At 41.4% G+C, this 22,136-nt stretch carries 22 protein-coding genes; 10 read left to right on the plus strand and 12 right to left on the minus strand.

The genetic code is table 11. The features are described 5' to 3' along the window. The 3 genes from CFE23_RS05220 to CFE23_RS05230 all read left to right on the plus strand — a co-directional run. Nucleotides 1–285: T9SS type A sorting domain-containing protein (locus CFE23_RS05220; RefSeq protein WP_291085088.1), on the plus strand; the 285-nt coding region annotated here is incomplete at its 5' end. 67 nt (nucleotides 286–352) lie between these two features. After that, nucleotides 353–1,873, plus strand: coding sequence for a T9SS type A sorting domain-containing protein (locus CFE23_RS05225; protein WP_291085091.1), 1,521 nt, complete (start codon nucleotides 353–355; stop codon nucleotides 1,871–1,873). Nucleotides 1,874–2,245: 372 nt separating this feature from the next. Beyond that, entirely contained in the window at nucleotides 2,246–2,803 is a 558-nt protein-coding gene (locus tag CFE23_RS05230; protein WP_291085095.1) for a fasciclin domain-containing protein, read from the plus strand. Nucleotides 2,804–2,865: 62 nt separating this feature from the next. On the opposite strand, the gene pheT is transcribed toward CFE23_RS05230, so the two are convergent. Continuing rightward, the gene (gene pheT / locus CFE23_RS05235) at nucleotides 2,866–5,289 is read right to left on the minus strand and encodes a phenylalanine--tRNA ligase subunit beta (RefSeq protein WP_291085098.1); all 2,424 of its coding nucleotides are present in this window, start codon (nucleotides 5,287–5,289) and stop codon (nucleotides 2,866–2,868) included. Nucleotides 5,290–5,529: 240 nt separating this feature from the next. Between pheT and CFE23_RS05240 the strand changes: the two genes are divergently transcribed. Then, nucleotides 5,530–6,147 (plus strand): hypothetical protein, encoded by a 618-nt coding sequence (locus CFE23_RS05240; protein ID WP_291085101.1) that lies wholly within the window; start codon nucleotides 5,530–5,532, stop codon nucleotides 6,145–6,147. Nucleotides 6,148–6,349: 202 nt separating this feature from the next. Beyond that, a complete protein-coding gene (locus CFE23_RS05245; protein WP_291085104.1) occupies nucleotides 6,350–6,547 on the plus strand; it encodes a hypothetical protein in 198 nt (65 codons plus the stop codon). 35 nt (nucleotides 6,548–6,582) lie between these two features. Here CFE23_RS05245 and CFE23_RS05250 read toward each other — a convergent pair whose 3' ends face one another. After that, the gene (locus tag CFE23_RS05250) at nucleotides 6,583–7,527 is read right to left on the minus strand and encodes a LysR substrate-binding domain-containing protein (protein ID WP_291085107.1); all 945 of its coding nucleotides are present in this window, start codon (nucleotides 7,525–7,527) and stop codon (nucleotides 6,583–6,585) included. Nucleotides 7,528–7,723: 196 nt separating this feature from the next. Here CFE23_RS05250 and CFE23_RS05255 point away from each other — a divergent pair, with 196 nt between their 5' ends. From CFE23_RS05255 to can, 3 genes are all read left to right on the plus strand, one after another. After that, entirely contained in the window at nucleotides 7,724–7,987 is a 264-nt protein-coding gene (locus CFE23_RS05255) for a hypothetical protein (protein WP_291085110.1), read from the plus strand. Between the two features lie 78 nt (nucleotides 7,988–8,065). Then, nucleotides 8,066–9,715, plus strand: a complete 1,650-nt coding sequence (locus CFE23_RS05260) for a SulP family inorganic anion transporter (RefSeq protein WP_291085113.1) — start codon at nucleotides 8,066–8,068, stop codon at nucleotides 9,713–9,715. Nucleotides 9,716–9,801: 86 nt separating this feature from the next. Next, nucleotides 9,802–10,437, plus strand: a complete 636-nt coding sequence (can, locus tag CFE23_RS05265; RefSeq protein WP_291085116.1) for a carbonate dehydratase — start codon at nucleotides 9,802–9,804, stop codon at nucleotides 10,435–10,437. Between the two features lie 34 nt (nucleotides 10,438–10,471). Here the strand turns inward: can and CFE23_RS05270 are convergent, their stop codons facing one another. Genes CFE23_RS05270 through CFE23_RS05285 form a run of 4 tightly spaced genes read right to left on the minus strand, consistent with a single transcriptional unit; the run spans nucleotide 10,472 to nucleotide 13,147 of the window. Beyond that, nucleotides 10,472–11,668, minus strand: a complete 1,197-nt coding sequence (locus CFE23_RS05270) for an LETM1-related biofilm-associated protein (RefSeq protein WP_291085119.1) — start codon at nucleotides 11,666–11,668, stop codon at nucleotides 10,472–10,474. Between the two features lie 51 nt (nucleotides 11,669–11,719). Continuing rightward, a complete protein-coding gene (locus CFE23_RS05275; RefSeq protein ID WP_291085122.1) occupies nucleotides 11,720–12,163 on the minus strand; it encodes a sensor of ECF-type sigma factor in 444 nt (147 codons plus the stop codon). A 3-nt stretch (nucleotides 12,164–12,166) separates the two neighbouring features. Further along, nucleotides 12,167–12,574, minus strand: a complete 408-nt coding sequence (locus tag CFE23_RS05280; protein WP_291085125.1) for a hypothetical protein — start codon at nucleotides 12,572–12,574, stop codon at nucleotides 12,167–12,169. 30 nt (nucleotides 12,575–12,604) lie between these two features. Beyond that, nucleotides 12,605–13,147 (minus strand): sigma-70 family RNA polymerase sigma factor, encoded by a 543-nt coding sequence (locus CFE23_RS05285; RefSeq protein WP_291085128.1) that lies wholly within the window; start codon nucleotides 13,145–13,147, stop codon nucleotides 12,605–12,607. A gap of 200 nt (nucleotides 13,148–13,347) precedes the next feature. Between CFE23_RS05285 and CFE23_RS05290 the strand changes: the two genes are divergently transcribed. Further along, complete coding sequence (locus CFE23_RS05290) at nucleotides 13,348–14,004, plus strand: HAD family hydrolase (protein WP_291085131.1); 657 nt, start codon at nucleotides 13,348–13,350, stop codon at nucleotides 14,002–14,004. On the opposite strand, the gene CFE23_RS05295 is transcribed toward CFE23_RS05290, so the two are convergent. Both CFE23_RS05295 and CFE23_RS05300 read right to left on the minus strand, forming a co-directional pair. Then, on the minus strand, nucleotides 14,001–15,302 hold the full coding sequence (locus CFE23_RS05295) for a deoxyribodipyrimidine photo-lyase (protein WP_291085134.1): 1,302 nt from the start codon (nucleotides 15,300–15,302) through the stop codon (nucleotides 14,001–14,003). The genes CFE23_RS05290 and CFE23_RS05295 overlap by 4 nt on opposite strands. Before the next feature lie 8 nt (nucleotides 15,303–15,310). Further along, the gene (locus CFE23_RS05300; RefSeq protein ID WP_291085137.1) at nucleotides 15,311–15,781 is read right to left on the minus strand and encodes an SRPBCC family protein; all 471 of its coding nucleotides are present in this window, start codon (nucleotides 15,779–15,781) and stop codon (nucleotides 15,311–15,313) included. A gap of 142 nt (nucleotides 15,782–15,923) precedes the next feature. Here CFE23_RS05300 and CFE23_RS05305 point away from each other — a divergent pair, with 142 nt between their 5' ends. Continuing rightward, nucleotides 15,924–16,769, plus strand: a complete 846-nt coding sequence (locus tag CFE23_RS05305) for a DUF2911 domain-containing protein (protein ID WP_291085140.1) — start codon at nucleotides 15,924–15,926, stop codon at nucleotides 16,767–16,769. Between the two features lie 45 nt (nucleotides 16,770–16,814). On the opposite strand, the gene CFE23_RS05310 is transcribed toward CFE23_RS05305, so the two are convergent. The 4 genes from CFE23_RS05310 to CFE23_RS05325 all read right to left on the minus strand — a co-directional run bounded on the left by CFE23_RS05310 (nucleotide 16,815) and on the right by CFE23_RS05325 (nucleotide 22,064). Beyond that, nucleotides 16,815–18,527 (minus strand): sodium:solute symporter, encoded by a 1,713-nt coding sequence (locus tag CFE23_RS05310; protein WP_291085143.1) that lies wholly within the window; start codon nucleotides 18,525–18,527, stop codon nucleotides 16,815–16,817. A gap of 108 nt (nucleotides 18,528–18,635) precedes the next feature. Next, a complete protein-coding gene (locus tag CFE23_RS05315) occupies nucleotides 18,636–21,128 on the minus strand; it encodes a PIG-L family deacetylase (RefSeq protein ID WP_291085146.1) in 2,493 nt (830 codons plus the stop codon). A gap of 117 nt (nucleotides 21,129–21,245) precedes the next feature. After that, nucleotides 21,246–21,677 carry a hypothetical protein gene (locus CFE23_RS05320; protein ID WP_291085149.1) on the minus strand — a complete coding sequence of 144 codons (432 nt, stop codon included), beginning with the start codon at nucleotides 21,675–21,677 and terminating at the stop codon, nucleotides 21,246–21,248. A gap of 66 nt (nucleotides 21,678–21,743) precedes the next feature. Further along, a complete protein-coding gene (locus CFE23_RS05325) occupies nucleotides 21,744–22,064 on the minus strand; it encodes a hypothetical protein (RefSeq protein ID WP_291085152.1) in 321 nt (106 codons plus the stop codon). Nucleotides 22,065–22,136: the final 72 nt, after the last annotated feature.

The following is a 22,136-nucleotide window of genomic DNA, read 5'->3' on the forward strand; positions in this document are numbered from 1 at the left end:
AACAACTGTAGTGTGGACTCGGCTTGCGTGTTGAAAACAGATGAAGTGGAAGTGTACAAATTATTCACTATATATCCCAATCCCGCGACCGATGTATTGCATGTCAAGTCAAAAGAAAATACATCCATCACGTCGCTTTCAGTTTATAATACTTTAGGGCAATTGATTATTACCGTCACCAATCCGCAACAAACAATCGATGTTTCTGAATTGCTTTCGGGAAATTATTTCATCAAAATTACTTCGAATAAAGGAATTGCAAATGCGAGATTCGTAAAAAAATAATTTTTAGTTGGCCTTCCCGAAGGCCGCTTGGTTTTCGACTAAAACCTTAATTTTATAACAATCAATTTTGAAAAAAACATATCTTTTAGTTGCTTTAATTGTAGCGCTCGCGAGCAACGGACAAACAATTAGTTTTCAGGATTTAAATTTAAAGAACGCACTTCTGTCAACTGGTACAGCTTTTGATACATACACCACCGCCATAAATGTTGATACAAACGGAAATGGGGAAATTGAAGTAGAAGAGGCTTTGCAGGTTTATGATCTTAGGATAGCGAATAGAAATATTACAAATATTGACGGTCTCCAATATTTTACCAACCTGAGGCGGTTCGATTGTAACCACAACAGTATTTCCGATCTGGATCCCATTACAGGATTGATAAATATGGATACATTGTATTGTAACGATAATGCGCTTACCACTTTGGATTTAAGCACACTTCATGTCCTCAGAATTCTTTATTGTTCAGAAAATTTATTGACTTCCATGAATCTGAATAATTTAGGCAGTTTGGACACAGTAGTTTGTAATAATAATAATCTTACCGAACTTGATGTCCTTACTTTAAGCAATTTAAACCATCTTGAGTGTACTTACAACAATCTTACAACTATAAATCTTTCAGGTTTATCGCATTTGACGTCAGTCGCCTGCGACCACAATGCAATAAGCTCTGTAATTTTCGGGTTACCAGGTAACCACATGAGTTTTAGCTGCGATTACAATAATCTTACGCAACTTAACCTTACCGGTGTTCATCTGGAAACGCTCCAATGCAGGTATAATAACCTAACAACGTTAGACGTCAGTGGTGGGTTCTATGGTCTCTATTGTAGTCACAATAACCTTACTTCCCTGATATTGCCTAATTCATATTCGTATAGTGGCCGAAGTCTTGATTGTAGCTTCAATGAATTGACTACGTTAATTATCGATGAAGGGATGCATATAGTGCAGCTCAATTGCTCGCACAACAACCTCACAACGCTTGATGCAACTCATTTTGATGGATCATATTTGTTTTGTCATGATAATGAACTAACGAGCCTGACGGTGAACCCTCGTCTTTCCGCGCTGTATTGTCAAAATAACTTCCTAACGACAATCGAAATTCCGGCTTCGAGCGCATATTGGCCGATTGCGATGGATTGCTCTAACAATAATCTCGAGACCATGCTCCTGATTAATGGAAGGCTGGAAAGTCCTATAAATTTCAGCGGCAATCCAAATTTGTTACAGATATGTGAAGATTCAAACCAAGTCAGTGAATTACAGACCCTGGCTGCATCATACGCATATAACAACTGTAGTGTGGACTCGGCTTGCGTGTTAAAAACAGATGAAGTGGAAGTGGACAAATTATTCACTATATATCCCAATCCCGCGACCGATGTATTGAATGTCAAATCAAAAGACAACACAACGATAAATTCACTTTCAGTCTACAATACTTTGGGGCAAGTCCTTTTAACTGCTACAAACCCCTCAGAAAGCATTCAAATTGAATCGCTGCCTTCGGGAAGTTACTTTATCAGGATCAATTCTGATAAAGGTACTTCATCTTCAGGCTTCATTAAGAAATAATTCCTTCGGGTTAAAAGGCAGCGAATACCATTTACAATCTTTTACTACGATGCCCGCGCGTTTTGCAAGGGGATAGCATCTTTTGCGTTCGTGGAAAGGACCAAACAAGCGGCGTAGTGGAGTAACCAGGCGGTGCAGTGGAGTAACCAGGCAGCGTAAGGAAGCAAGCAGGCGGTGCAAGGGAGTAATCAAGCGTTGGGAGGGCGCAACCAGTAAATGGGCAATAATCTTCAGCAATACCCCACCATTATAAAATAGCCCCTGCCGCATCCATTTCCTGCATTTACTAATTTCCTGTTAAAATGGGAATACCGTAAAACCAAAACCGATGCATCGGCGTAGATTAGGGTATTAACAAATAACTTTAAATTTATGAAAACTTCAAAATTTTTGTCTTCAGCGGTGGTAATGGCTGCAGTGTTTTTTACAACCCTGTCTTTTGCACAGAAAAATCCAATGGTAGGCGGTGCAGCGATGTATCCGGCTAAGAATATCGTAGAAAATGCGGTGAATTCGAAAGACCATACTACACTCGTAGCCGCTGTAAAAGCAGCAGGCCTGGTCGAGACGTTACAGGGAAAAGGGCCATTTACGGTATTTGCACCGACGAATGCGGCGTTTGACAAATTGCCAGCAGGAACTGTGGAAACATTGCTTAAACCAGAAAACAAGGCAATGCTGCAAGGTGTACTTACATACCATGTTGTTGCCGGTAAAATGGACAGCAAAGCCATCGCTGCTGCAATCAAGGCCGGAGGCGGTAAAGCGGTACTGACGACCGTTCAGGGCGGCAAACTGACTGCTACCATGAGCGGCAGTAAACTGGTACTTACTGATGAAAAAGGTGGTAAGTCTACCGTAACAATTGCTGACGTATACCAGTCGAACGGCGTGATTCATGTAGTTGACTCGGTAGTCATGCACAAATAGAAATCTTATAAAAAACAAAAAATCCCGTCTAGAACGGGATTTTTTATTTGTAATAGAATGACTTACCTCAGAACAGCACCGAGTTCAGCTTCGAATTTCTGCTGCAGTTTCCCCATAATCTTGTCAATCTGGGTATCGGTGAGTGTTTTTGAATTGTCCTGTATGGTAAAGCTAATGGCGTAGGACTTCTTGCCCTCCGGCAGATTTTTCCCGGTGTAGACGTCAAACAGATCGATTTCCTTGAGCAGCGCTTTTTCCGATTGTCTTGCCAAATCATAAATGGTATCGAACTGCACAGTGTCGTCAACCAACAAGGCAAGGTCACGTCTTACCTCAGGATATTTTGGAATATCGGCATAGCGTATCTTATTGTTGATGGACTTTAACACCAGTTCCCAATTAAAATCAGCGAAAAGAACTTCCTGTTTAATGTCAAAATGCTTTGCTACCGATTTTTTCACGCTGCCCATTTCGACCAAAATATCGGTACCTGAGGCGATGGCGATGCCCTCAGCGAATACATCGGATGACGCGGGCTGGATATTGATCTTATTGATACCAAGTCGGGATAAGACACTCATCACATAGCCCTTGAAATAGAAGAAATCAGACACTTGTGAGGCCGCTGTCCAGCTTTCGGAATTTCGATTTCCGCTTACGAATAGTGTTAAGTGTTTCCGTTCGTCAAAACCGTCACCAATCTTATGGTAGCTTTTCCCGAATTCAAATAACTTTAAATCAGCATTTCTCCTGTTGATATTATAGGACACCGCTTCCAATCCGGAAAACAGCAAAGACTGCCTCATTGCGGACAGGTCTTTACTTAAAGGATTCAGAACAATTACGTTTTCATCCTCGTTTAATGTAGCTGACAACGACGCATAATCCGGTGTGGTTAGCGAATTGGCCATCATTTCATTAAAACCAAGTGAAACCAATTGGGATGCAATGATATTCTGGATTTTATAGTCTTCAGTCCTCGGTGAATTGGAAACTGTAGCATTCAGTTTTTTGGTAAAATTGATGTTGTTGTATCCATATACCCGCAGGATTTCTTCAATGACGTCAATTTCCCGCTGTACATCCACGCGGTAGGCAGGAATAATTAAACCAAGTCCTGCGTCGGAGACACTGTTTACTTTGATGTCGAGCGAAACCAATATTTTTTTAATGGTTTCCTTAGGCAAATCCTGCCCAATAATCTTAGCGGATTTCTCAAAATTCAGGAATACCGGAAAATCTTCGATTTTCTTTGGATACACATCGATAACGTCAGAGGTGATTTCGCCACCTGCTACTTCCTGGATTAAAATCGCAGCCCTTTTCAAGGCATATTCCGTAATCGTAGGATCAATCCCGCGTTCAAAGCGGAAGGAAGCATCGGTATTTAAGGCTTGTCTCTTTGCAGTCTTACGCACACTGACCGGATTGAAATACGCACTTTCCAAAAAGATATTGCTTGTGTTTTCACTTACACCGGAATGCTTCCCGCCAAAAACACCTGCAAAACACAACGGTCCTTTTTCATCACAGATCATCAGGTCATCTTCGTGTAAAGTCCTTTCAACATCATCAAGCGTTACAAACTTTGTTCCTGCTTCAAGTGTTTTAACAATAATCTTGTTGCCATTTATTTTAGCTGCATCGAACGCATGCAACGGTTGTCCCAATTCATGAAGCACATAATTGGTCACGTCAACAATGTTATTTTTTGGGGTCAAGCCTATGGATTTTAAGCGATTTTGCAGCCATTCTGGTGAAGGCTTTACAGTAACCCCCGAAATCGTTACGCCGCAATACCGAGGAGCAAGTTTCGCATTCTCAACTTTGACATCGATTTTCAACGTCCGTTTGTCAATCCTGAAATTGCTGATGGACGGTGTCTTGAGTTCGGTACTGATGTTTTTTTGGATTAATCCGGCGCGCAAGTCCCTGGCGACTCCCATATGGCTCATCGCATCGGCGCGGTTTGGCGTCAGTCCGATTTCAAAAACCTCGTCGTTTTCTATGTTGAATACTTTTGCTACGGGCGTTCCTGCAACCAGCGATGCGTCCAATATCATAATGCCTTCATGACTTTCTCCCAACCCGATTTCATCTTCGGCGCAAATCATTCCGTGGCTTTCCTGTTCGCGTATTTTTCCTTTCTTAATCTGAAAAGCATTCCCGTCTTTATCGTATAATGTCGTCCCGATTGTAGCAACGGGAACTTTTTGTCCGACGGCTACATTCGCTGCACCACAAACAATCTGTACCGGGGTACCATTGCCCAGATCCACAGTCGTAATTTTTAATCGGTCTGCGTTTGGATGCTGGACACAGGTCAATACATGCCCAACAACAATGCCTTCTAGCCCGCCTTTTACGGATTGATAGGGTTCGACCGCTTCCACTTCAAGTCCCAGATCCGTAAGCAGGGCAGCAGTTTCTTCAGATTTCCAGTCGATTTTGATGAACTGTTTTAACCAGTTGTAAGATATTTTCATCAGAGAGATTTTATTCGGTTGCAAATATAATCATTGCGGATGGAGCCGGAAAGTTTTTTGTAGGCTTTTGTTTTTTTAAATTCAAACAGGCTTTTCGGTGTCATAGTCGACAATACCTGGGTTCATGATTGGTGATGATTTCTTTTAAAGTATATATTTGCTGCAAGATGAATGATATAAAACTAAAAAAACACTTACAATTGCATTTGTAGCTTTATTATCGCTAACAATGCGTTATGTGTGGAGCCAGTCCCTTCAGCGGTGGTTGTCGGAAGCACTTTACAGTTGGACGTTCAGGAATTGAATGGATACACGTATCATTGGACAGGACCGATGGGGTTTGATTCCGAGTTGAGAAATCCGATAGTCGATAATTTTACGGTAGATAAGTGGGGCGCCTATACCGTGACCATCACAAATGGAACGTGTATAAACGAAGGCTCCGTTGAAGCTGCAGTTTTATGTGCGGCTCAGCATTCGATAAATGGTTGTCCGATTACTGGTTTAAGCCCCAGCGGAACACAGATATATTTTAGCGGCCCGTTTGATCCTTACGGTTCGAATTTTTGGAATTATGGATCGATTACTTTTTTGAGTAGTTCGGGGATGACTGCTGATTCGACGATCCCCGGATCATATGAAATAGGGGAGGATGTCAATATTAGTTTGTTTGTGGCAAGCGTTTACAGGAGAGCATTGTCTGGAACGGTTTACATCCATAAAAACAATACAACCAATAAGATGATTATTGATTTTTGCGGATTGCCATCCGGAATTAATGCTCCAGGCGGCCCAGGTCCTATGCCGTACACGCCTGCAGATCCTATTTATGGAAATATTGAAGTGACACTTCCTTAAACGGATTTTCCTTGCGCCACCATTTTCCAAAATAACTTTAAACAGCAGTAATGGCTTGCGTATGGCATCGAAAAATAGGTCGTAGCAACTGATTCGTTAAAAAAATAAAATTAACACGGGCAAATCGGTTTGTAATATTTATTTTTTTAAATTTGATAACATTAATTCAATAGGTTTTTAACTAAAAGAAGCAATTTCATTTATGGAAAAAACTATGTTCAACTATACCAAAGGCATACTGGAAAGAGTCAGTTTTGATCCTGTCCTTTTTTGCAAAGAAGTCCAGAAGGCGTTGAAAGTATTGCTGCCTTACGAAATCGAGCAGTTGTCAGAATGGCTGTTGCAGTTTGTAAAGGAAAAACCAGAGCTGAAACATTGCCAGATTTATCTAAATTCATAAAACTAAAGGAGCTTAAACGGCTCCTTTTTTTATGTTTATTTTTTGCTTAGTGGACTTACGATCTGCACATTCTGGAAGACGATTGCGCCCTTAATGACACCTGCAATGGTACTGCGTAAGGCATCTATGATGTGTATTTTCAGCTCTGTTTTCGGAAACACAAGACTGACTTCACGCGCCGGCTTTGGCTCTTTGAATTGGTGCAATTTCCTTTTATCGGTTTCGTTTAAGTTAAGTGTATGCAGATAAGGCAGGAGTGTGGTACCCAAACCTTCGTCAGCGAGCTTCACCAGGGTTTCAAAACTGCCACTCTCAAGCCGGAAGTTTCCATTGCTGCTGACGCCACCGTTACTCCTACACAGATTCAATACGCCGTCACGGAAGCAGTGCCCATCCTGAAGCATCAACATCTCGTCTACGTTGAGATCATTGACCTCAATTTCGCTTTTTTGAGATAGCGCGTGGTTGTCTGGCAGGTAAGCCACAAACGGCTCGAAATACAAGACGATTTCCTTCAGCCGCTCTTCTTCCAGCGGTGTGGCAGCGATGGCGGCATCAAGATGGCCATTCTTGAGACGGTGAACAATTTCAGCAGTATTCAGCTCTTCAATGATTAACTTTACCTTAGGATATTTTTTAATGAAGTTGTTTAGGAACATGGGCAACAACGTGGGCATCACAGTGGGAATTATACCCAAACGGAATTCACCCCCAATAAATCCTTTCTGCTGCTCGACGATATCTTTAATCCGATCCGCCTCATTGACAATGTTTTTGGCCTGGTTTACAATTTTCTGACCGATATCAGTGAGCTGGATAGGCTTTTTACTTCGGTCAAAGATCAATATATTTAACTCATCCTCAATTTTCTGTATCTGCATACTGAGCGTAGGCTGCGTAACGAAACACTTTTCAGCTGCTAACGTAAAGTTTTTATACTCGGCCACTGCGAGGACATATTGTAATTGTGTGATTGTCATATATAGTAATTTGTGATGCAAATATAAAAACTATCGATTTATCTTATACTAAATTATTTTGTTTTTTTATTTTTCAACTTTGAAAGCTTTTGCACGAAAGCAAAAAATGTTAAATTTGAATTAAATCGCTTACCAAAACTTTTACAGGAATTTCCTGAGTAATACATTTGGCACAATGAAATTTGCTGTGAAAATTATGATTGTAGTATTCCTGACCTTTCTGGCCACACCTACAATTGTGAGCCTGATTGAGAAGAATTCAGACACTTCGATTTTTTACGGCATGTCTGAGGAAGAACTTTTACATAAAGAAATTAAGGAAATAAAGGCGGAGTTTAACGTTTTTCATTTCGATTTTTTCAACTTTGAATGTAAAACTTCAGGGCCGATCGTTTCAGAAAACCAGTCCCGTCACAATAAGGTGACGCCTTCTATTTTCGCTCCTCCGCCGAACGCTTAATACAATTTTCGTTTTTCGTTGTTTCACTTTCCTGCGTCGCGGGAATGTAACGTTTTGTATTAAACTTAGTAAGGTATCATGACAAAAAAAATAAATATTTTCGCGAATCTCAAATCCGATTTTGCCTCTGGTTTGGTGGTATTTTTAGTGGCGCTGCCGCTTTGCCTGGGCATAGCCCTTGCGTCTGGGGCGCCTCCATTATCAGGAATTATCGCTGGCATTATTGGAGGGATCGTTGTGGGTTCAATGAGTACGTCACATTTAAGCGTTTCGGGCCCTGCTGCCGGGCTCACAGCAATTGTATTGACTGCAATTACGGATTTTAAAGCGTTTGACATCTTTTTGACGGCAGTAATCATTGCAGGATTTATCCAATTGTTGCTTGGATTTATCAAGGCGGGCAGTATTTCAAATTATATTCCGACCAACGTCATTGAGGGTATGCTCGCCGGAATCGGTGTCATCATCATATTGAAGCAGATTCCGCATGCATTGGGCTACGACGGTGATTTCGAGGGAGATGAAGCATTCCTGCAGTTTGACGGTAAAAATTCCTTCTCCGAGATTTTTGGGATTTTCAATCACCTGCACTTAGGTGCCATCCTGATTACAGCAATTTCACTTTCCATTTTGATTGCCTGGGATAAAGTACCCTTTCTGAAAAAAGTAAAATTAATCCCCGGTGCGCTTGTTGCAGTAATAGTCAGCGTTATTTTAAATGAGATGTTTCTTGCGAACGGAAGCTCGTTGGCAGTAGCTGCAGAACATTTGGTGAAGCTGCCGGTACCCAATTCGTTTGATGATTTTAAAAATATAATTGTATCGCCCGACTTCAATGCGCTTGGTAATTATAAGGTATGGCTTACAGGCGCGACAATCGCGGTGGTCGCTTCGATTGAGACGTTACTTTGCATAGAAGCTGCGGACCGAATGGACGTGCAGAAAAGGTATACGGATACTAACGCCGAATTGAAGGCGCAGGGAATCGGAAACCTGATCAGTGGTTTTCTGGGAGGACTTCCGATGACTTCAGTTGTGGTGCGGACGTCGGCGAACAACAACGCTGGCGCAAAATCAAAAATGTCAACCATTATTCATGGTGTACTGCTGTTGGTCTGTGTGCTTTCCATGCCGGTTTTACTAAATCGGATTCCTTTTGCTACTTTAGCTGCAGTACTGCTTTTGGTTGGCTATAAATTGGCAAAGCCTTCCATTGTTGTGCACTTCTGGCAGAAAGGGAAGTATCAGTTCGTGCCGTTTATTGCTACACTGGTTTTTGTGGTCTTTACCGATTTATTGAAAGGTGTTGCTTTAGGGATCGCTATTAGCATTATTTTTGTTTTAAAAGGAAATTTACAGAGAGCTTATCGTTTCCATAAAAAGGAATACGCTGATGGCGATGTGATCCACATTGACCTTGCCCAGGAGGTTTCGTTCCTTAATAAGGCAGCAATTAAGTCCACCCTTAGTGAAATTCCTGAGAATTCCAAGGTGGTAATCAATGCCGCTGATACTGTCTACATCGCACACGACGTACTGGATTTAATCAGAGAATTTAAGGCGACACGTGCCGTAGATGAAAACATTAAAGTGAAACTTAAAGGGTTTAAGAAAGCGTATAAGCTTGAAAATAGCGAAGAAATCCAAAACCACGTCTCTATAGTGCACCACGATGATGCACAGAAGGATAGCGCAAATAAGCAACCAAAAACCGATAAACAATTTTAAATTAACACTCACAACGCAGTATTCTAAGTTTCAATTTCGTTATTTTTAACCGGGAATTGCGTAGGCGTCATCAAAACTAAAAAACAATGGAAGACTTTTATAAAAAGATATTAGACAATAATAAAATCTGGGTAGAAACGACACTTGAAAAAGACCCAAATTATTTTAAAGATTTGGCAAAAGGACAAACGCCGCCTTTATTGTGGATTGGATGTTCGGATAGTCGTGTTCCTGCCAATGAAATCATAGGCGCGAAACCTGGCGAAGTGTTCGTGCATCGGAACATAGCCAACATGGTCGTTCACAGCGATATGAATATGCTTAGTGTATTGGATTATGCGGTGAATGTACTAAAAGTAAAACATGTAATTGTCTGCGGGCACTACGGCTGTGGCGGTATCAAAGCAGCCATGGGCAATCAATCTATAGGAATTATAGACAATTGGATCCGGCATATTAAAGATGTGTATCGTTTGCACCACGTGTATTTGGATTCGATTATCAATGAGGATGATCGTTTTAACGCATTCGTCGAACTCAACGTGAAAGAGCAGGTTTTCGACCTTGCCAAAACGTCTATCGTGCAATCCGCGTGGCGGGCAGGACAGGAGCTGACATTGCATGGATGGGCTTATGGACTCAATTCAGGTTTTGTAACAGACCTTAATGTAGACCTCACGGGTACAGAAGATCTCGACAGTGTGTACCGATTGAAATTCTAAAAACTTTAAAAAAGCTGCTTTCGGGCAGCTTTTTTTATTCTTCCAGATTTTCGTTAAAAGCGGAGGGAAGCATTTTCGGAATGAATTTTACAAGCAACGGCAACAGCAGGCTGCCGCCGGGCAATAGGAAAATAGTTAGTGATGGCACGGTTTTACAAATCTCAAGCAATTGTTTTTTGACTTTCTTTTTTTCTTTTCCGTCCAGCGACCTGTGTGTTGAATGGCTTAGCAGCAACATCAGTTCGCCATTGTTTGAGAGTTCTTTTAAAAGCCTTTTTTTATTGCGGCTAATTAACATCATCACATACTGCGTGGTATGGTCGTAGAAGTGTTTGACAGGATTTGAATAATTGAAATACGGAATCTGCGCTTTATTTTTTTTGATGAATTGGTCCGTCTGAAGAATGCTTTCTGACACGAATTCAGGGCTGACGTTCATAATTGAAGCGAGACTTAAAAGAAACTGCTTCTCGCTATTTTCGATAATACTATCGCTCCACATCGCCAATCCCGCCATGTCTATAATGTAACACTTTTCCGGCGCATAAGTGAAATAGTCCAGTTCAAGCGTTTCAGGGTTCTGTAGTTGAACTTTTGAAAATTTAGTATACCGTACTGAAGATTCGAAAAGTTTTACCAAAAGATCATCATAATTTGACTTGTTCTGTTTTGCGTTTAACGCCAACGATACAACACTAACAATGGTTTCTTCAAGTTTCTTAAGATAATTGAGGGGAATTTCGTCATTTACCAGATATTGCCTGAACGCCAGTATATCTTCAAATAACAAGGCGTTGGTAAGAATGTGCGAGAAACTCTTGCTGATAATATTGTCATTCGTCTGGACCCGGTCGCCAAGAATTTTTTCCAGTTCACCAGTTAAGCTGTTATCGGGTAAAACCTTCTTCAACGGATTGAAACCTTCAGGGCTCATTTCCTTGTAAAATGCCACTGCGGAAGCTATAAATTTCTCATGTTTTGTTTCGGCGGTAATTCTTGCAAAAACATTATATAAAATACTTAAAAGTGCAATTTTTGAAATCTCCTCAGGAGTTTTATTTTTCGCTGTAATTGCTTTTTGAGTATCGAAGGAAACAATATGACCGTAAATGAATCCGGTGTTACGAACCGCTTTGTAAAATGAGACATCATCATTTATTACAGGCAGCTTCAAAGGGCGCTGCCCGGCAAAGAATTTTTCAATCCAACCTGGTGTTGAAGGATTTATCATTGTATCATTTTAAGATACAAAGCTATCGTTTTTTACCAAATCAACGAAATTTCATTCTTTATCTCCGTTTTCGCGGTATTGCTTAAGTAGTTTGCTTTTAAAATCGTCTTCTGCTTTTTTAAGTTTTAATATTTTGACAGGACTTATCACCGATTTAAGTGCTACTATCAGCTTTTTACGGTTATCCGATAACTCCTGCTCTGCCTCTTCGAGTTGTGTTAACAGTAAAGTCGCTTCTTTGTCGCTTAGTTTATCAATTCCGGGCTTTTCCATTCTTTTTTTAATATCCCGCATTTTCCTGAACCTAATCTCAAATTGTTTGTCTTCGTAGGTATTAAAAACCGGCCAGAATTTTTCAGCTTCCGCCGTTGTCAACGCCAGCTCTTTGGTAATAAAAGCGACTTTCAGTGTTTTTATCTTGTCTTTGGCGCCCTGGGCAAAAGCGGTCGTACAAATCAGGCAAAGGAATAGCGTGATGATTTTAGTTGCTTTCATAGTTTAGTTTATTAGGTTTTCGATGTCATTATCAGACAGCAGTACTTCTTCAATGGTTTTGTCTTCCAGCCTGATATCGGCATCCATGTTTTCTAAATCTTTGTCATCTAAGAGACTGGCAATTTCATATTCGGAAAAATTTGACTGATAGGCAAGATAGTTTTCAATAGCAACATGATCAGGCGGTACCGATTGTGGTGTATGATTCAAAAACGGAATCATCAACGCTGCGACAATGAGCGCAGCAGCCGCAGTCCAGAGGAATTTAGTGCGTTTGTAAAGCGGAATAACGCTGACTTCGGCCTGGTTAATCCGCTCGAACACTGACGTGGGCAGTTGCTCGAAATATCCCTCCGGCACTTTAAACCCGTCAGCTATTTTGGGATAATCATCCAATTTGAAATTTTTCATGGTGCTCTGACTTTTTAAATTTTTAATGGTTTAATCCTTACTCATGTATTCTTCAATCTTTTTCACCGCATGGAAATAGGAGGCTTTTAATGCGCCGACGGAGGTACCAAGAATTCCTGATATTTCTTCATATTTCAGATCCTGATAATATTTCATTTTAAACACAAGTTGTTGCTTTTCAGGAAGTAATGCTACCGCTTTTTGGAGTTTTATCTGAATTTCATCGCCATCAAAATAATCGTCAGCCTTGATGCGCTCGATTTGGCGCTGTTGGAATTCCTCGCTGGTTTGCCTGTGTTTTTTTGCTTTGTTATTGATGAATGTAATCGATTCGTTTGTAGCAATGCGGTACATCCACGAAAAAAGTTTGCTTTCGCCTTTGAAATTCTGCAGGTGGCGAAAGACCTTAACGAAAGTATTCTGCAACACATCATCAGCGTCATCATGGTTTAACACGATACTCCGGATGTGGGCATATAAAGGGCGTTGGTATTGCTGTAAAAGTACCTCAAACGCAGCATTTTGCGTTTTTGGGTCTAGCAGCCGCCTGATAAACTCTTCTTCTTCCGTCAAAGCTCAATTTTTGTGTTCTGACTAAAGTTAGTTTAAAAAGTTTAACCAAGGACCTATTTATTATATTCAGAAGCATATTCCGGCTGTCCGCTGTATCTTTTCCTTTCTAAAGAAGAAAGAAAAAGGATGTCGCTTCCATCCGGGCTGGCGAATGGTAATCCAATGAAAAAACTTCGTAAATTCGGGTTCAAATTAACACCATGATAAAGACAGTCATATTCGATATGGACGGCGTAATTGTTGATACGGAACCCGTACACCATTTTGCCTACAACCAACATTTTGAGGATCTCAACATTAGCGTTTCCGACGAAATGTATGCTTCATTCACAGGATTTTCAACGAAAAACACTTATGAAAAGCTAAAGGAAAATTTTGACATTCCGCACGATGTAGGAGCGCTTATCAACAGGAAGCGCGAATTGTTCAATAATGCTTTTGACCAAAAGCAGGATTTATTTCTACTCGACGGTGTAGAAAACCTGATTGCAAATCTCCATGCCTGTGGCGTCCAATTGGTATTGGCGTCCTCTTCCGCTAAGGTAACGATTGAGCGGATTTTTAACCGTTTTGGATTGCACAAGTATTTTTCTCACGTTGTGTCCGGTGAGGACTTTCCGCAATCGAAACCCCATCCCGCCATTTTTATCGAAGCAGCGAGGCTTTCCGGTACGTCAATTGAGGAGTGTATTGTGATTGAAGATAGTACGAATGGCGTGAAAGCGGCCAAATCAGCCGGAATTTACTGCGTTGGGTATTTAAGCCCCAACTCTAAATTACAGGATTTGGGCCTTGCAGACAGGATTATTACGCACTTCGATGAGCTCAATTGTGAATTGATCAGAAATCTCGCTTAGGCCACCGCGTCTTTATAAACTTTAAGGCATTTCTCCCGCGCTTCCTTATGGTCGACAATGGGTTCAGGGTAACGTGCAGTTCCGATTTCCGAAACCCATTTTTTCACATATCGGCCGTCTTTGTCAAATTTCTTAGATTGCTCGGCCGGATTGAATATCCTGAAGTACGGTGCAGCATCCACACCACTTCCGGCAGCCCATTGCCAATTGCCGACATTGCTTGACTGCTCATAATCAAGCAGTTTTTCCGCGAAATAAGCCTCGCCCCACCGCCAGTCGATCAATAAGTGCTTGCATAAAAAACTTGCAACAACCATCCTTACACGATTGTGCATGTGGCCGGTTTCATTGAGTTCGCGCATGCCTGCATCAACGATGGGATAACCGGTTTCTCCCTGACACCATTTTTTAAATTTGGCTTCGTCGTCACTCCATTTGATTTCGTCGTACTTTGGCCGGAAACTTTTGTTCACAGTGTGCGGAAAATGCCATAAAATCTGCATAAAAAACTCTCTCCAGATTAATTCCTTTAAAAATGTCTTGTTATCTTCAGCCTCGGCTTTTTGTACCATGCTTCTGATGGAGACAGCCCCGAAACGCAAATGAGGGCTTAACTTAGACGTTTTGTCAAGACTTGGAAAATTGCGGGTACTTTCATAATCGTGTAGGAGTGATTTAGAAACGTCAAAGTCAGGAACAGTGATTTTTGATTTTTTGAATCCGATATCATCTAAACCCAGAAAAGGATAGGAATGGTGCATAATATTATCGAGTAACTTTTCTGAGCCGTAGTTCGGCATCGGAAGTTCCTTGTAACGCTCAAGCCATTTTTTGGAGTAGGGCGTATAAACCACATAGGGTGTACCATCGTCTTTAACAACATCGCCTTTTTCAAAGATCACCTGGTCTTTGTAGGTTTTAAACGAAATGCTATTTTTCTTGAAAACCTGGAAAACATCTTTGTCCCTTTTACGGGCATAAGGCTCGTAGTCATGATTGGTATACACCGTATCAATTTGGTGGTTTTCTGACAAAATCTCAAAAACTGAAGAAGGCTTTCCGTAAAAAACCGCGAGCGATTTTTTTTCTTTGTTGAGGCCGGCATTGATCTGGGTTAATAGCGCGCTGATAAAGGTAACCCGCGCATCATCTTTTGGAAGTTCTTCAAGAATGTTTTCGTCAAAAATAAAAATCGGTAACACTTTATGCGCATCCTTCAATGCCTCGTGTAAACCATGATTGTCAGCCAGCCTCAAGTCCCTCCGGAACCAGAAAATATTGATTTTCTCTTTTTCCATCAATCAGTTCAGTTTTTATTTCCTTTGAATTCTCCAAAAAGCTCAATTAGTTTTTTGGTCCGGTGTTCAAAAATCTGATCGAGTTTTGGTTTCACGATAATCGGGTGAACCAAATTTCCCAAAAAGCCAAAAGGAAGTTTGTAATTCACAATATCTTCCATTTCGACGCCGCCCGGAATCTCCCTTAGAAAATGCTTGTGGTGCCAGAATTTATATGGACCAAAACGCTGTTCGTCAACAAAAAAGGTTTTTTCATTTACATGGGAGATTTCAGTAACCCATTCCATTTTAAGACCCAGCAGCGGCTTCACAGTATATTGAATGATTTGTCCGGCGTACATTTTTTTGTCGGCTCCTGAAACAATTTCAAACCCTAAAAAGGATGGGGTAATGGTTTCGAGATTGGCAGGATTTGAAAGAAAGTCCCAAGCCTCGTCAATAGAAATAGGTAGAGTCTGAATACTTTTTTTGGTGTACATTGTTTTTTTTGTTTTTGTAAAGGTATATAATGTTTAACGTTTCGAAGGTATTAATAAACAACACTCAACCGAAATTAATATAATATTAACATTTAAACGATTTCTGAATGACTAATTTTGGCAAAACATAAAAACCTTACATATGAAAAAATCGATTATTGCAGCAGTTATGGCGTTGGTAACGCTAGGGATGAATGCGCAGGTTAAAACCCCAGCGCCTAGTCCTAAAGCCCATTTGGAACAGGTCGTAGGCCTTACCGATGTAACTGTAGATTATTCAAGACCCGGAATTAAAGGGAGAACGATATTTGGCGACTTGGTTCCATTTGGAAAACTTTGGAGGACCGGTGCCAATGCGAACACTACAGTTTCATTTAGCGAAGATGTGGTTATCGACGGTAAAACTTTGAAAAAGGGAAAGTATGCCCTCTATACAACACCGAAAGCTGACAACTGGGAAGTAATCTTTTACACGGCAACTGATAACTGGGGAACCCCTGACACCTGGGATGAATCGAAAGTAGCTTTAAAAGCGAATGCCAGACCAGAAATGCTAAACAGGCTGGTAGAAAATTTTACGATTGGCGTAAATAATCTTGATAATAACTTCGGCGTTTTAGAATTGTCGTGGGAAAAAACCATCGTTCCTGTGAAATTCGAAGTGCCAACGAGGAAGACGGCGACAGAGAGTATTAAAAAGGCTTTGGCTGGACCGACTTCAGATGACTATTTTTCTTCAGCACAATATTACTACCAATCGGGTGATGATTTGAAAGTGGCTTTGGACTATGTTAATAAAGCACTTGAGTTAAATCATGACAAACCATTTTGGTACAACAGATTAAAGTCACTTATCCAGGCTAAATTAGGAGATAAGAAAGGAGCGATTGAAACGGCTAAGCTTTCAATGGCTTCCGCAGAAGCCGCAAAAAACATGGACTATGTTAAAATGAATAGAGACAGTATTTCTGAGTGGAGTAAAAAATAATTCCAATTCATAATCAAATAAGAGCCCTGAAATTCAGGGCTTTTTTTATGCGTTTATGGGGTCGCGTTTTTTTGTTGAAAACAACTGTATGATTATTGAAAAAAGGATTGTCAGCGCCGCTCCGATGAAATTCAGCCACAAATATCCAAGTTTTTCTTTGCCTGGCGCATAGATGTGAATGGCTTCATAATAGATGTAAAAAACAATGCACTGGCTGATTACTGCGCTCCAGAAAATGGCAGCTGATTTTACATATTTAATGTAAAAACCAACCAGAAAAATGCCGAGAACCGTTCCATAGAATACTGATCCCACAATATTTACCAATTGAATCAGGTTGGTAAAAAGGCTTCCAAGGCAGGCAAATGCGATCGCGACAACGCCCCATAGGATAGTAAAAAGTTTACCGGCATTGACAAAATGTATTTCCGGTTTTTCTGTTTTTAGGTTTCGTCGGTAAATATCCATCACTGTGGTCGATGCCAATGCGTTTAGCCCCGAAGCGGTTGAGGACATGGCGGCACATAGGATCACCGCCAGCAGCAGCCCAATAAAGCCCCTGGGCAGGTAATGGACGATGAAGTGTATGAACACATAATCAGCGTCACTTGTCTTATCTTTTTGGGAAGCTTTGCTGATTAATTCTTTTCCTTTCTCGCGGACTTCCTTTTCCTGTAAGGTTAAGGTTTTGACCGTTTCAGCCAACGACTTATTGTCGCTATCAGTTGCCAGGCGTAGTGCAGCCGTTCGCTTTTCGTTGTCAATCGCAGCGAGTTGTTTTTCAAGTATTTTGTAATCGTTGGCGTAGCTTGAATGCGCAATAATATTTTTACTATTGGGGTTAAAATTTAGTGGAATGGGCTCAAACTGGAAAAATACAAACACCATGACGCCGGTAAGCAGGATAAAAAATTGCATGGGCACCTTTAAAATCCCGTTCATGATTAACCCCAACTGGCTTTCACGGATGGATTTTCCGGACAGATAGCGCTGCACCTGTGACTGATCAGTCCCGAAATAAGAAAGCATCAGGAAAAGTCCGCCCGTAATACCACTCCAAAAAGTATAACGGCTTTTGGTGTCCAGTGTAAAGTCAAGAATATTCATTTTTCCGCTTGCTCCGGCAATTTTCAGTGCTTTACCGAAAGTAATATCTTCCGGGAGTGAGTGTAAAATGAGATAAAAAGCCACACCCATGCCGCAAAGAATGATAAACATTTGTTGTTTGTGGGTCACGTTGACCGCTTTTGTACCACCCGAAAAGGTGTATATGATGACCAAGGCACCAATAGCGATGATCATTTTATTTAAATCCCATCCAAGGATCGTCGAAAGGATGATTGCGGGTGCATATATCGTAATCCCTGTTCCGAGTCCTCTTTGCACCAAAAACAGAATCGCAGCGAGCGAACGGGTTTTCTGATCAAATCTTTTCTCCAGGAATTCGTAAGCGGTATATACTTTTAACTTGTGGTAAATGGGGATGAAAGTATAGCAGATAATGACCATGGCCAGCGGTAAACCGAAATAAAACTGGACAAATCCCATGCCGTCCTCATAGGCCTGGCCCGGAGTAGATAAAAAGGTAATGGCGCTCGCCTGCGTTGCCATGACGGAAATCCCGACCGTATACCAGGGTGTTTCATGATTGCCGAGGATATATTCTTCTACGTTCTTACTGCCCGTCGTTTTCCAGACACCGTAGAAAACGATAAAGCAAATCGTGGCTACCAATACAATCCAATCAATCGGCTGCATTTAAGAAGAATAACGCATTAGTAAATAAAAAACCACGACATAGACTGAATTTAAAACCAGCACTGCCGTATAATTTTTCTTCCAGCCCTTTTTGTTTTCCTCCATGAGTTAATTTTTTATGGAAATGAGATTTGCCATCAGCCTGTAGGCACCAGCCACACCCTCGGGCAATTCCCTGAAGAAGCTGAGCCCGGTATAGATGTAGTGCCCTTTGCCATAATGGGCCACAAGCAGCGCCCCGTTTTTTGCCGTTTCTCCTTTATCGTTGGAAGAAATCACCGGTGTAAACGCGCTATCCCATTCATTAGGGTAATATAATCCCTGTTCCTGTTTCCAGCCTTCAAAATCGCGGGCGCTTATTTTATTTGGCCTGTTTAAAACTGACGCTTCAGGTTTCAGGAAACGCACTTCGGCATTTTCTTCAGTCACGCGGTCTCTGGAGAGTTTGATTGGGAATGGTGCGATTTTACTTGTCACTAAATCGTCGGTGGTGTTGTACTGTACGATCATTGTCTTGCCTTCTTTTACAAAATCGAACAGCACATCCTGTTTCAATGACAGTGCCTGAACCACATTATAAGCACGGATTCCGGTAATTACCACATCAAAACGCATTAGGTTTTCCTTGGTGATATCATCCGGTTTGATTATCGTAACAGCATATCCCATTTGGGCCAGGCTTTTTGGGATTTCGTCCCCAACGCCCATAACATAGGCAATTCGTTCGGTTCCGGTTCTAATATCGGTACGTATCAGGCGCGCCTCTGCAGGCTTTAGTACCTGCTGCCTTGGAATATGGTCATACGTAATGTTGATTTGCTCTTTGTCAAAACGCTTACCGCCTACTGTTGCGATGGCTTTTACAACAGCCTCATTTTCGTTACCCGGGGGCGTCACCTCAAATGTGAAATTTTGTTCAGCACCTTTAAGTGCAAGCGAAAAAGACGATTTTTCAGGAACCGCTTTCCAGCCATCGGGCAGCTCTAATTGTATTGTTCCGTTTGCGTTATCCCTTCCTGCCTTAACCCGTACTTCAACTGGTTTTGACTTTTTGGTATTAAAAATGGTTACCTTATTCAATATAGCTACCGATACTTCAGGCACTATGTCGAACGGCCTGAAAATCTCTCCTTTAACATCGTCATTGTATTTGTATACGATATTCCTTTCGAATGGAATCGTCACGCCATTGATCACAATGTTAAACACGGCTTTCAATTCGCGGATAATATCTGGTTTACCGATGTTGCGTTGCTCATTGACGCGGTACATGCCTGTTGTTCCTTTTTCACTGAGCCAATAGGGCTGCGTGTAGGCAAGATCACCAATTTCTATTTCAGATTCCAGCGTGAACGGAATGTTGTTTTTTAGCGAATTATTTTGTTTTACCGTCAATTTATTCGTTAGAAAATCAATTGATTCCAATTGCATTTCAGTATTGCTGCGATTGGTAGCCTCTATTTTGACTTTGATCTTACTACCAGCGGTCGCTTCCTGGACGGCAGTAACCGACTCAAGGTACAGGCCCGCGCAGGCCGCAATGATCTTTTTAATTTCCTCTGATTTTATAGGCTTCCAATGGTTCTCATTTAATGCTTGTATCATTTGATAGGCCTTGATGAGATTCGGGATGCTCGCAGACGGATTTTTAAAGTCAAAGTCTTTCTGAACCTCTCCCAGTAACACGCCAATCGCTGCGCCGCCCGCAACGCGGTTCCAGGAAGTGTCGATCCCTTTGAAAATATCCGCTTTGTCGTCCGTTTTTTCCCCTTTGATAAACTCAAGGTATTCCGTTTCCTCACCGCGTGCGCCCGTGCTGCCAAAACCCTGAGATTGGTGCCTGCTTCGGCTCAGCGCCGCAATTTCCTGATTTGATTTTCCAAGAAGCGGGAAATAAGTACCATTCTGGATGCTGAACATGTTCGTTTTATCGGCGGCATCGAACTTTTCTTTGCTTCCATAAAACCACCACGATGTGTTAAAGAACAAACGCTTTGGCTGCCATGTCCCGACAAACTTAAGCTGGTCTGGGAATATTTCGGGATTTCCAGCTTTTTCAAAACTTTCAAAGCTTAACATGGCTGAAGCAGTATGGTGTCCGTGCGTGGTTCCCGGCGTTCTGTGGTCAAAACGGTTTATAATTACGTCAGGTTGGAATTCACGGATCTGCCAGATAATATCGCTCAACACTTGTTCCTTATCCCAGATGATCAGTGTTTCATCCGGATTTTTTGAATAACCAAAATCATTCGCCCGGGAAAAAAACTGTTCACCACCATCGATTTTTCTTGCTTCAAGCAATTCCTGTGTCCTGATGGTACCCAACAATTCCCGCAATTCCGGCCCGATAAGGTTTTGACCGCCATCGCCGCGCGTCAATGATAAATAGCCCGTATGGTACTTTTTTTCATTGGCGAAATACGAAATAAGTCGGGTGTTTTCATCATCGGGGTGTGCCGCGATGTATAGGACCGTGCCCAGAACATTCAGCTTTTGGATTTGGCTGTATATTTCGGCAACATTTGGTTTTGTAGGTTGCTGGCAATAAAACGTAAGGGGAGACAAAACGATAAGCAGCAGGAATAAACTGATTTTTTGCATTTTCGGGGTTTGATTGTGACGGTTTCAAATATACCGAATATTCTTAAACCCTTCGCTTCGGAATTTTGTTTAACACAAAAAGCCCGTTTAACAGGGCTTTTCGTCATAAAGTATTTTCTAATGCCTGTGATGGTCTTTTGCATGTCCCTTACCGCGTCCATGATGTCCTGTTGTATGAAATTTGGCAGGACGTCCTGCATGTACGGGCTTACCGGGACGATACAATGCGGCATGTTTGGTGTAATAGACATATGGCGTGGACCCACGGTAATTTTTGATTTTTACTTTGCGGCATTTGTCAAAAGAGTAATTTTTATAACGTGCCGGCATTTTCTTCGCATAGATCCAATTACCGTTACTGCTATAAATATAATTCCTCGTAGTGACATCATAATACGATGCATAATCGGGTAAATAGTAATACCTGACCACTGTTGGTTTTGCAGCAGGAACCGGTGCAACTTCGGTTTTATTGATGTTTACAGTGATCTGTGCATTTGCAGCAATACCCAGCATCAAAAATGCTAATATTAATTGTACGGGTTTCATAATGGTCTTGTTTAGGATTAAGGATAATTTAGCATTTTAAATGTAATAGCCAGTATTTAGCAACTATTACAACAGCAGGATAAGCAGCAGGATGATGATGATGATCGCCCCGACTGACAGATAAACGCCTCCGCCGGCTTTTTTAAGGTCAGCCTTGATGGTACGGACTTCTTTGCGGAGCGCCCTTTTCTCAGTACGGGATAAATCGGATTTATCCATTGCCTTTATTTCGTTCAATCGGTCAAGCATTACTTTTACTTCTGCAGGTACCTCAGCCTTGGGATCGGCAGTGATTGCGGTGGTTACAGGTTCGGCGGCAAAAGCATTTACAGGAACAAATGTGAGCAACAGCAACATTACAACAAGGCAGTACATTGATTTTTTCATTTTTTCTGGGTTTAGGTTCAACTAATGTTATCGGTAAATTACGAACTCTTTTAAGCGAAAATCCTTACGTAA

This window comes from Flavobacterium sp. BFFFF1 (genome assembly GCF_002256285.1).
GTDB lineage: Bacteria > Bacteroidota > Bacteroidia > Flavobacteriales > Flavobacteriaceae > Flavobacterium.

What these genes read in the sequence shown, in the direction of transcription:
- CFE23_RS05230 (WP_291085095.1), top strand. Translation starts at nt 2,246, where the DNA reads ATGAAAACTTCAAAATTTTTGTCTTCAGCGGTGGTAATGGCTGCAGTG.
- pheT (WP_291085098.1), bottom strand. Translation starts at nt 5,289, where the DNA reads ATGAAAATATCTTACAACTGGTTAAAACAGTTCATCAAAATCGACTGG.
- CFE23_RS05245 (WP_291085104.1), top strand. Translation starts at nt 6,350, where the DNA reads ATGGAAAAAACTATGTTCAACTATACCAAAGGCATACTGGAAAGAGTC.
- CFE23_RS05250 (WP_291085107.1), bottom strand. Translation starts at nt 7,527, where the DNA reads ATGACAATCACACAATTACAATATGTCCTCGCAGTGGCCGAGTATAAA.
- CFE23_RS05255 (WP_291085110.1), top strand. Translation starts at nt 7,724, where the DNA reads ATGATTGTAGTATTCCTGACCTTTCTGGCCACACCTACAATTGTGAGC.
- CFE23_RS05260 (WP_291085113.1), top strand. Translation starts at nt 8,066, where the DNA reads ATGACAAAAAAAATAAATATTTTCGCGAATCTCAAATCCGATTTTGCC.
- can (WP_291085116.1), top strand. Translation starts at nt 9,802, where the DNA reads ATGGAAGACTTTTATAAAAAGATATTAGACAATAATAAAATCTGGGTA.
- CFE23_RS05270 (WP_291085119.1), bottom strand. Translation starts at nt 11,668, where the DNA reads ATGATAAATCCTTCAACACCAGGTTGGATTGAAAAATTCTTTGCCGGG.
- CFE23_RS05275 (WP_291085122.1), bottom strand. Translation starts at nt 12,163, where the DNA reads ATGAAAGCAACTAAAATCATCACGCTATTCCTTTGCCTGATTTGTACG.
- CFE23_RS05280 (WP_291085125.1), bottom strand. Translation starts at nt 12,574, where the DNA reads ATGAAAAATTTCAAATTGGATGATTATCCCAAAATAGCTGACGGGTTT.
- CFE23_RS05290 (WP_291085131.1), top strand. Translation starts at nt 13,348, where the DNA reads ATGATAAAGACAGTCATATTCGATATGGACGGCGTAATTGTTGATACG.
- CFE23_RS05295 (WP_291085134.1), bottom strand. Translation starts at nt 15,302, where the DNA reads ATGGAAAAAGAGAAAATCAATATTTTCTGGTTCCGGAGGGACTTGAGG.
- CFE23_RS05300 (WP_291085137.1), bottom strand. Translation starts at nt 15,781, where the DNA reads ATGTACACCAAAAAAAGTATTCAGACTCTACCTATTTCTATTGACGAG.
- CFE23_RS05305 (WP_291085140.1), top strand. Translation starts at nt 15,924, where the DNA reads ATGAAAAAATCGATTATTGCAGCAGTTATGGCGTTGGTAACGCTAGGG.
- CFE23_RS05310 (WP_291085143.1), bottom strand. Translation starts at nt 18,527, where the DNA reads ATGCAGCCGATTGATTGGATTGTATTGGTAGCCACGATTTGCTTTATC.
- CFE23_RS05315 (WP_291085146.1), bottom strand. Translation starts at nt 21,128, where the DNA reads ATGCAAAAAATCAGTTTATTCCTGCTGCTTATCGTTTTGTCTCCCCTT.
- CFE23_RS05320 (WP_291085149.1), bottom strand. Translation starts at nt 21,677, where the DNA reads ATGAAACCCGTACAATTAATATTAGCATTTTTGATGCTGGGTATTGCT.
- CFE23_RS05325 (WP_291085152.1), bottom strand. Translation starts at nt 22,064, where the DNA reads ATGAAAAAATCAATGTACTGCCTTGTTGTAATGTTGCTGTTGCTCACA.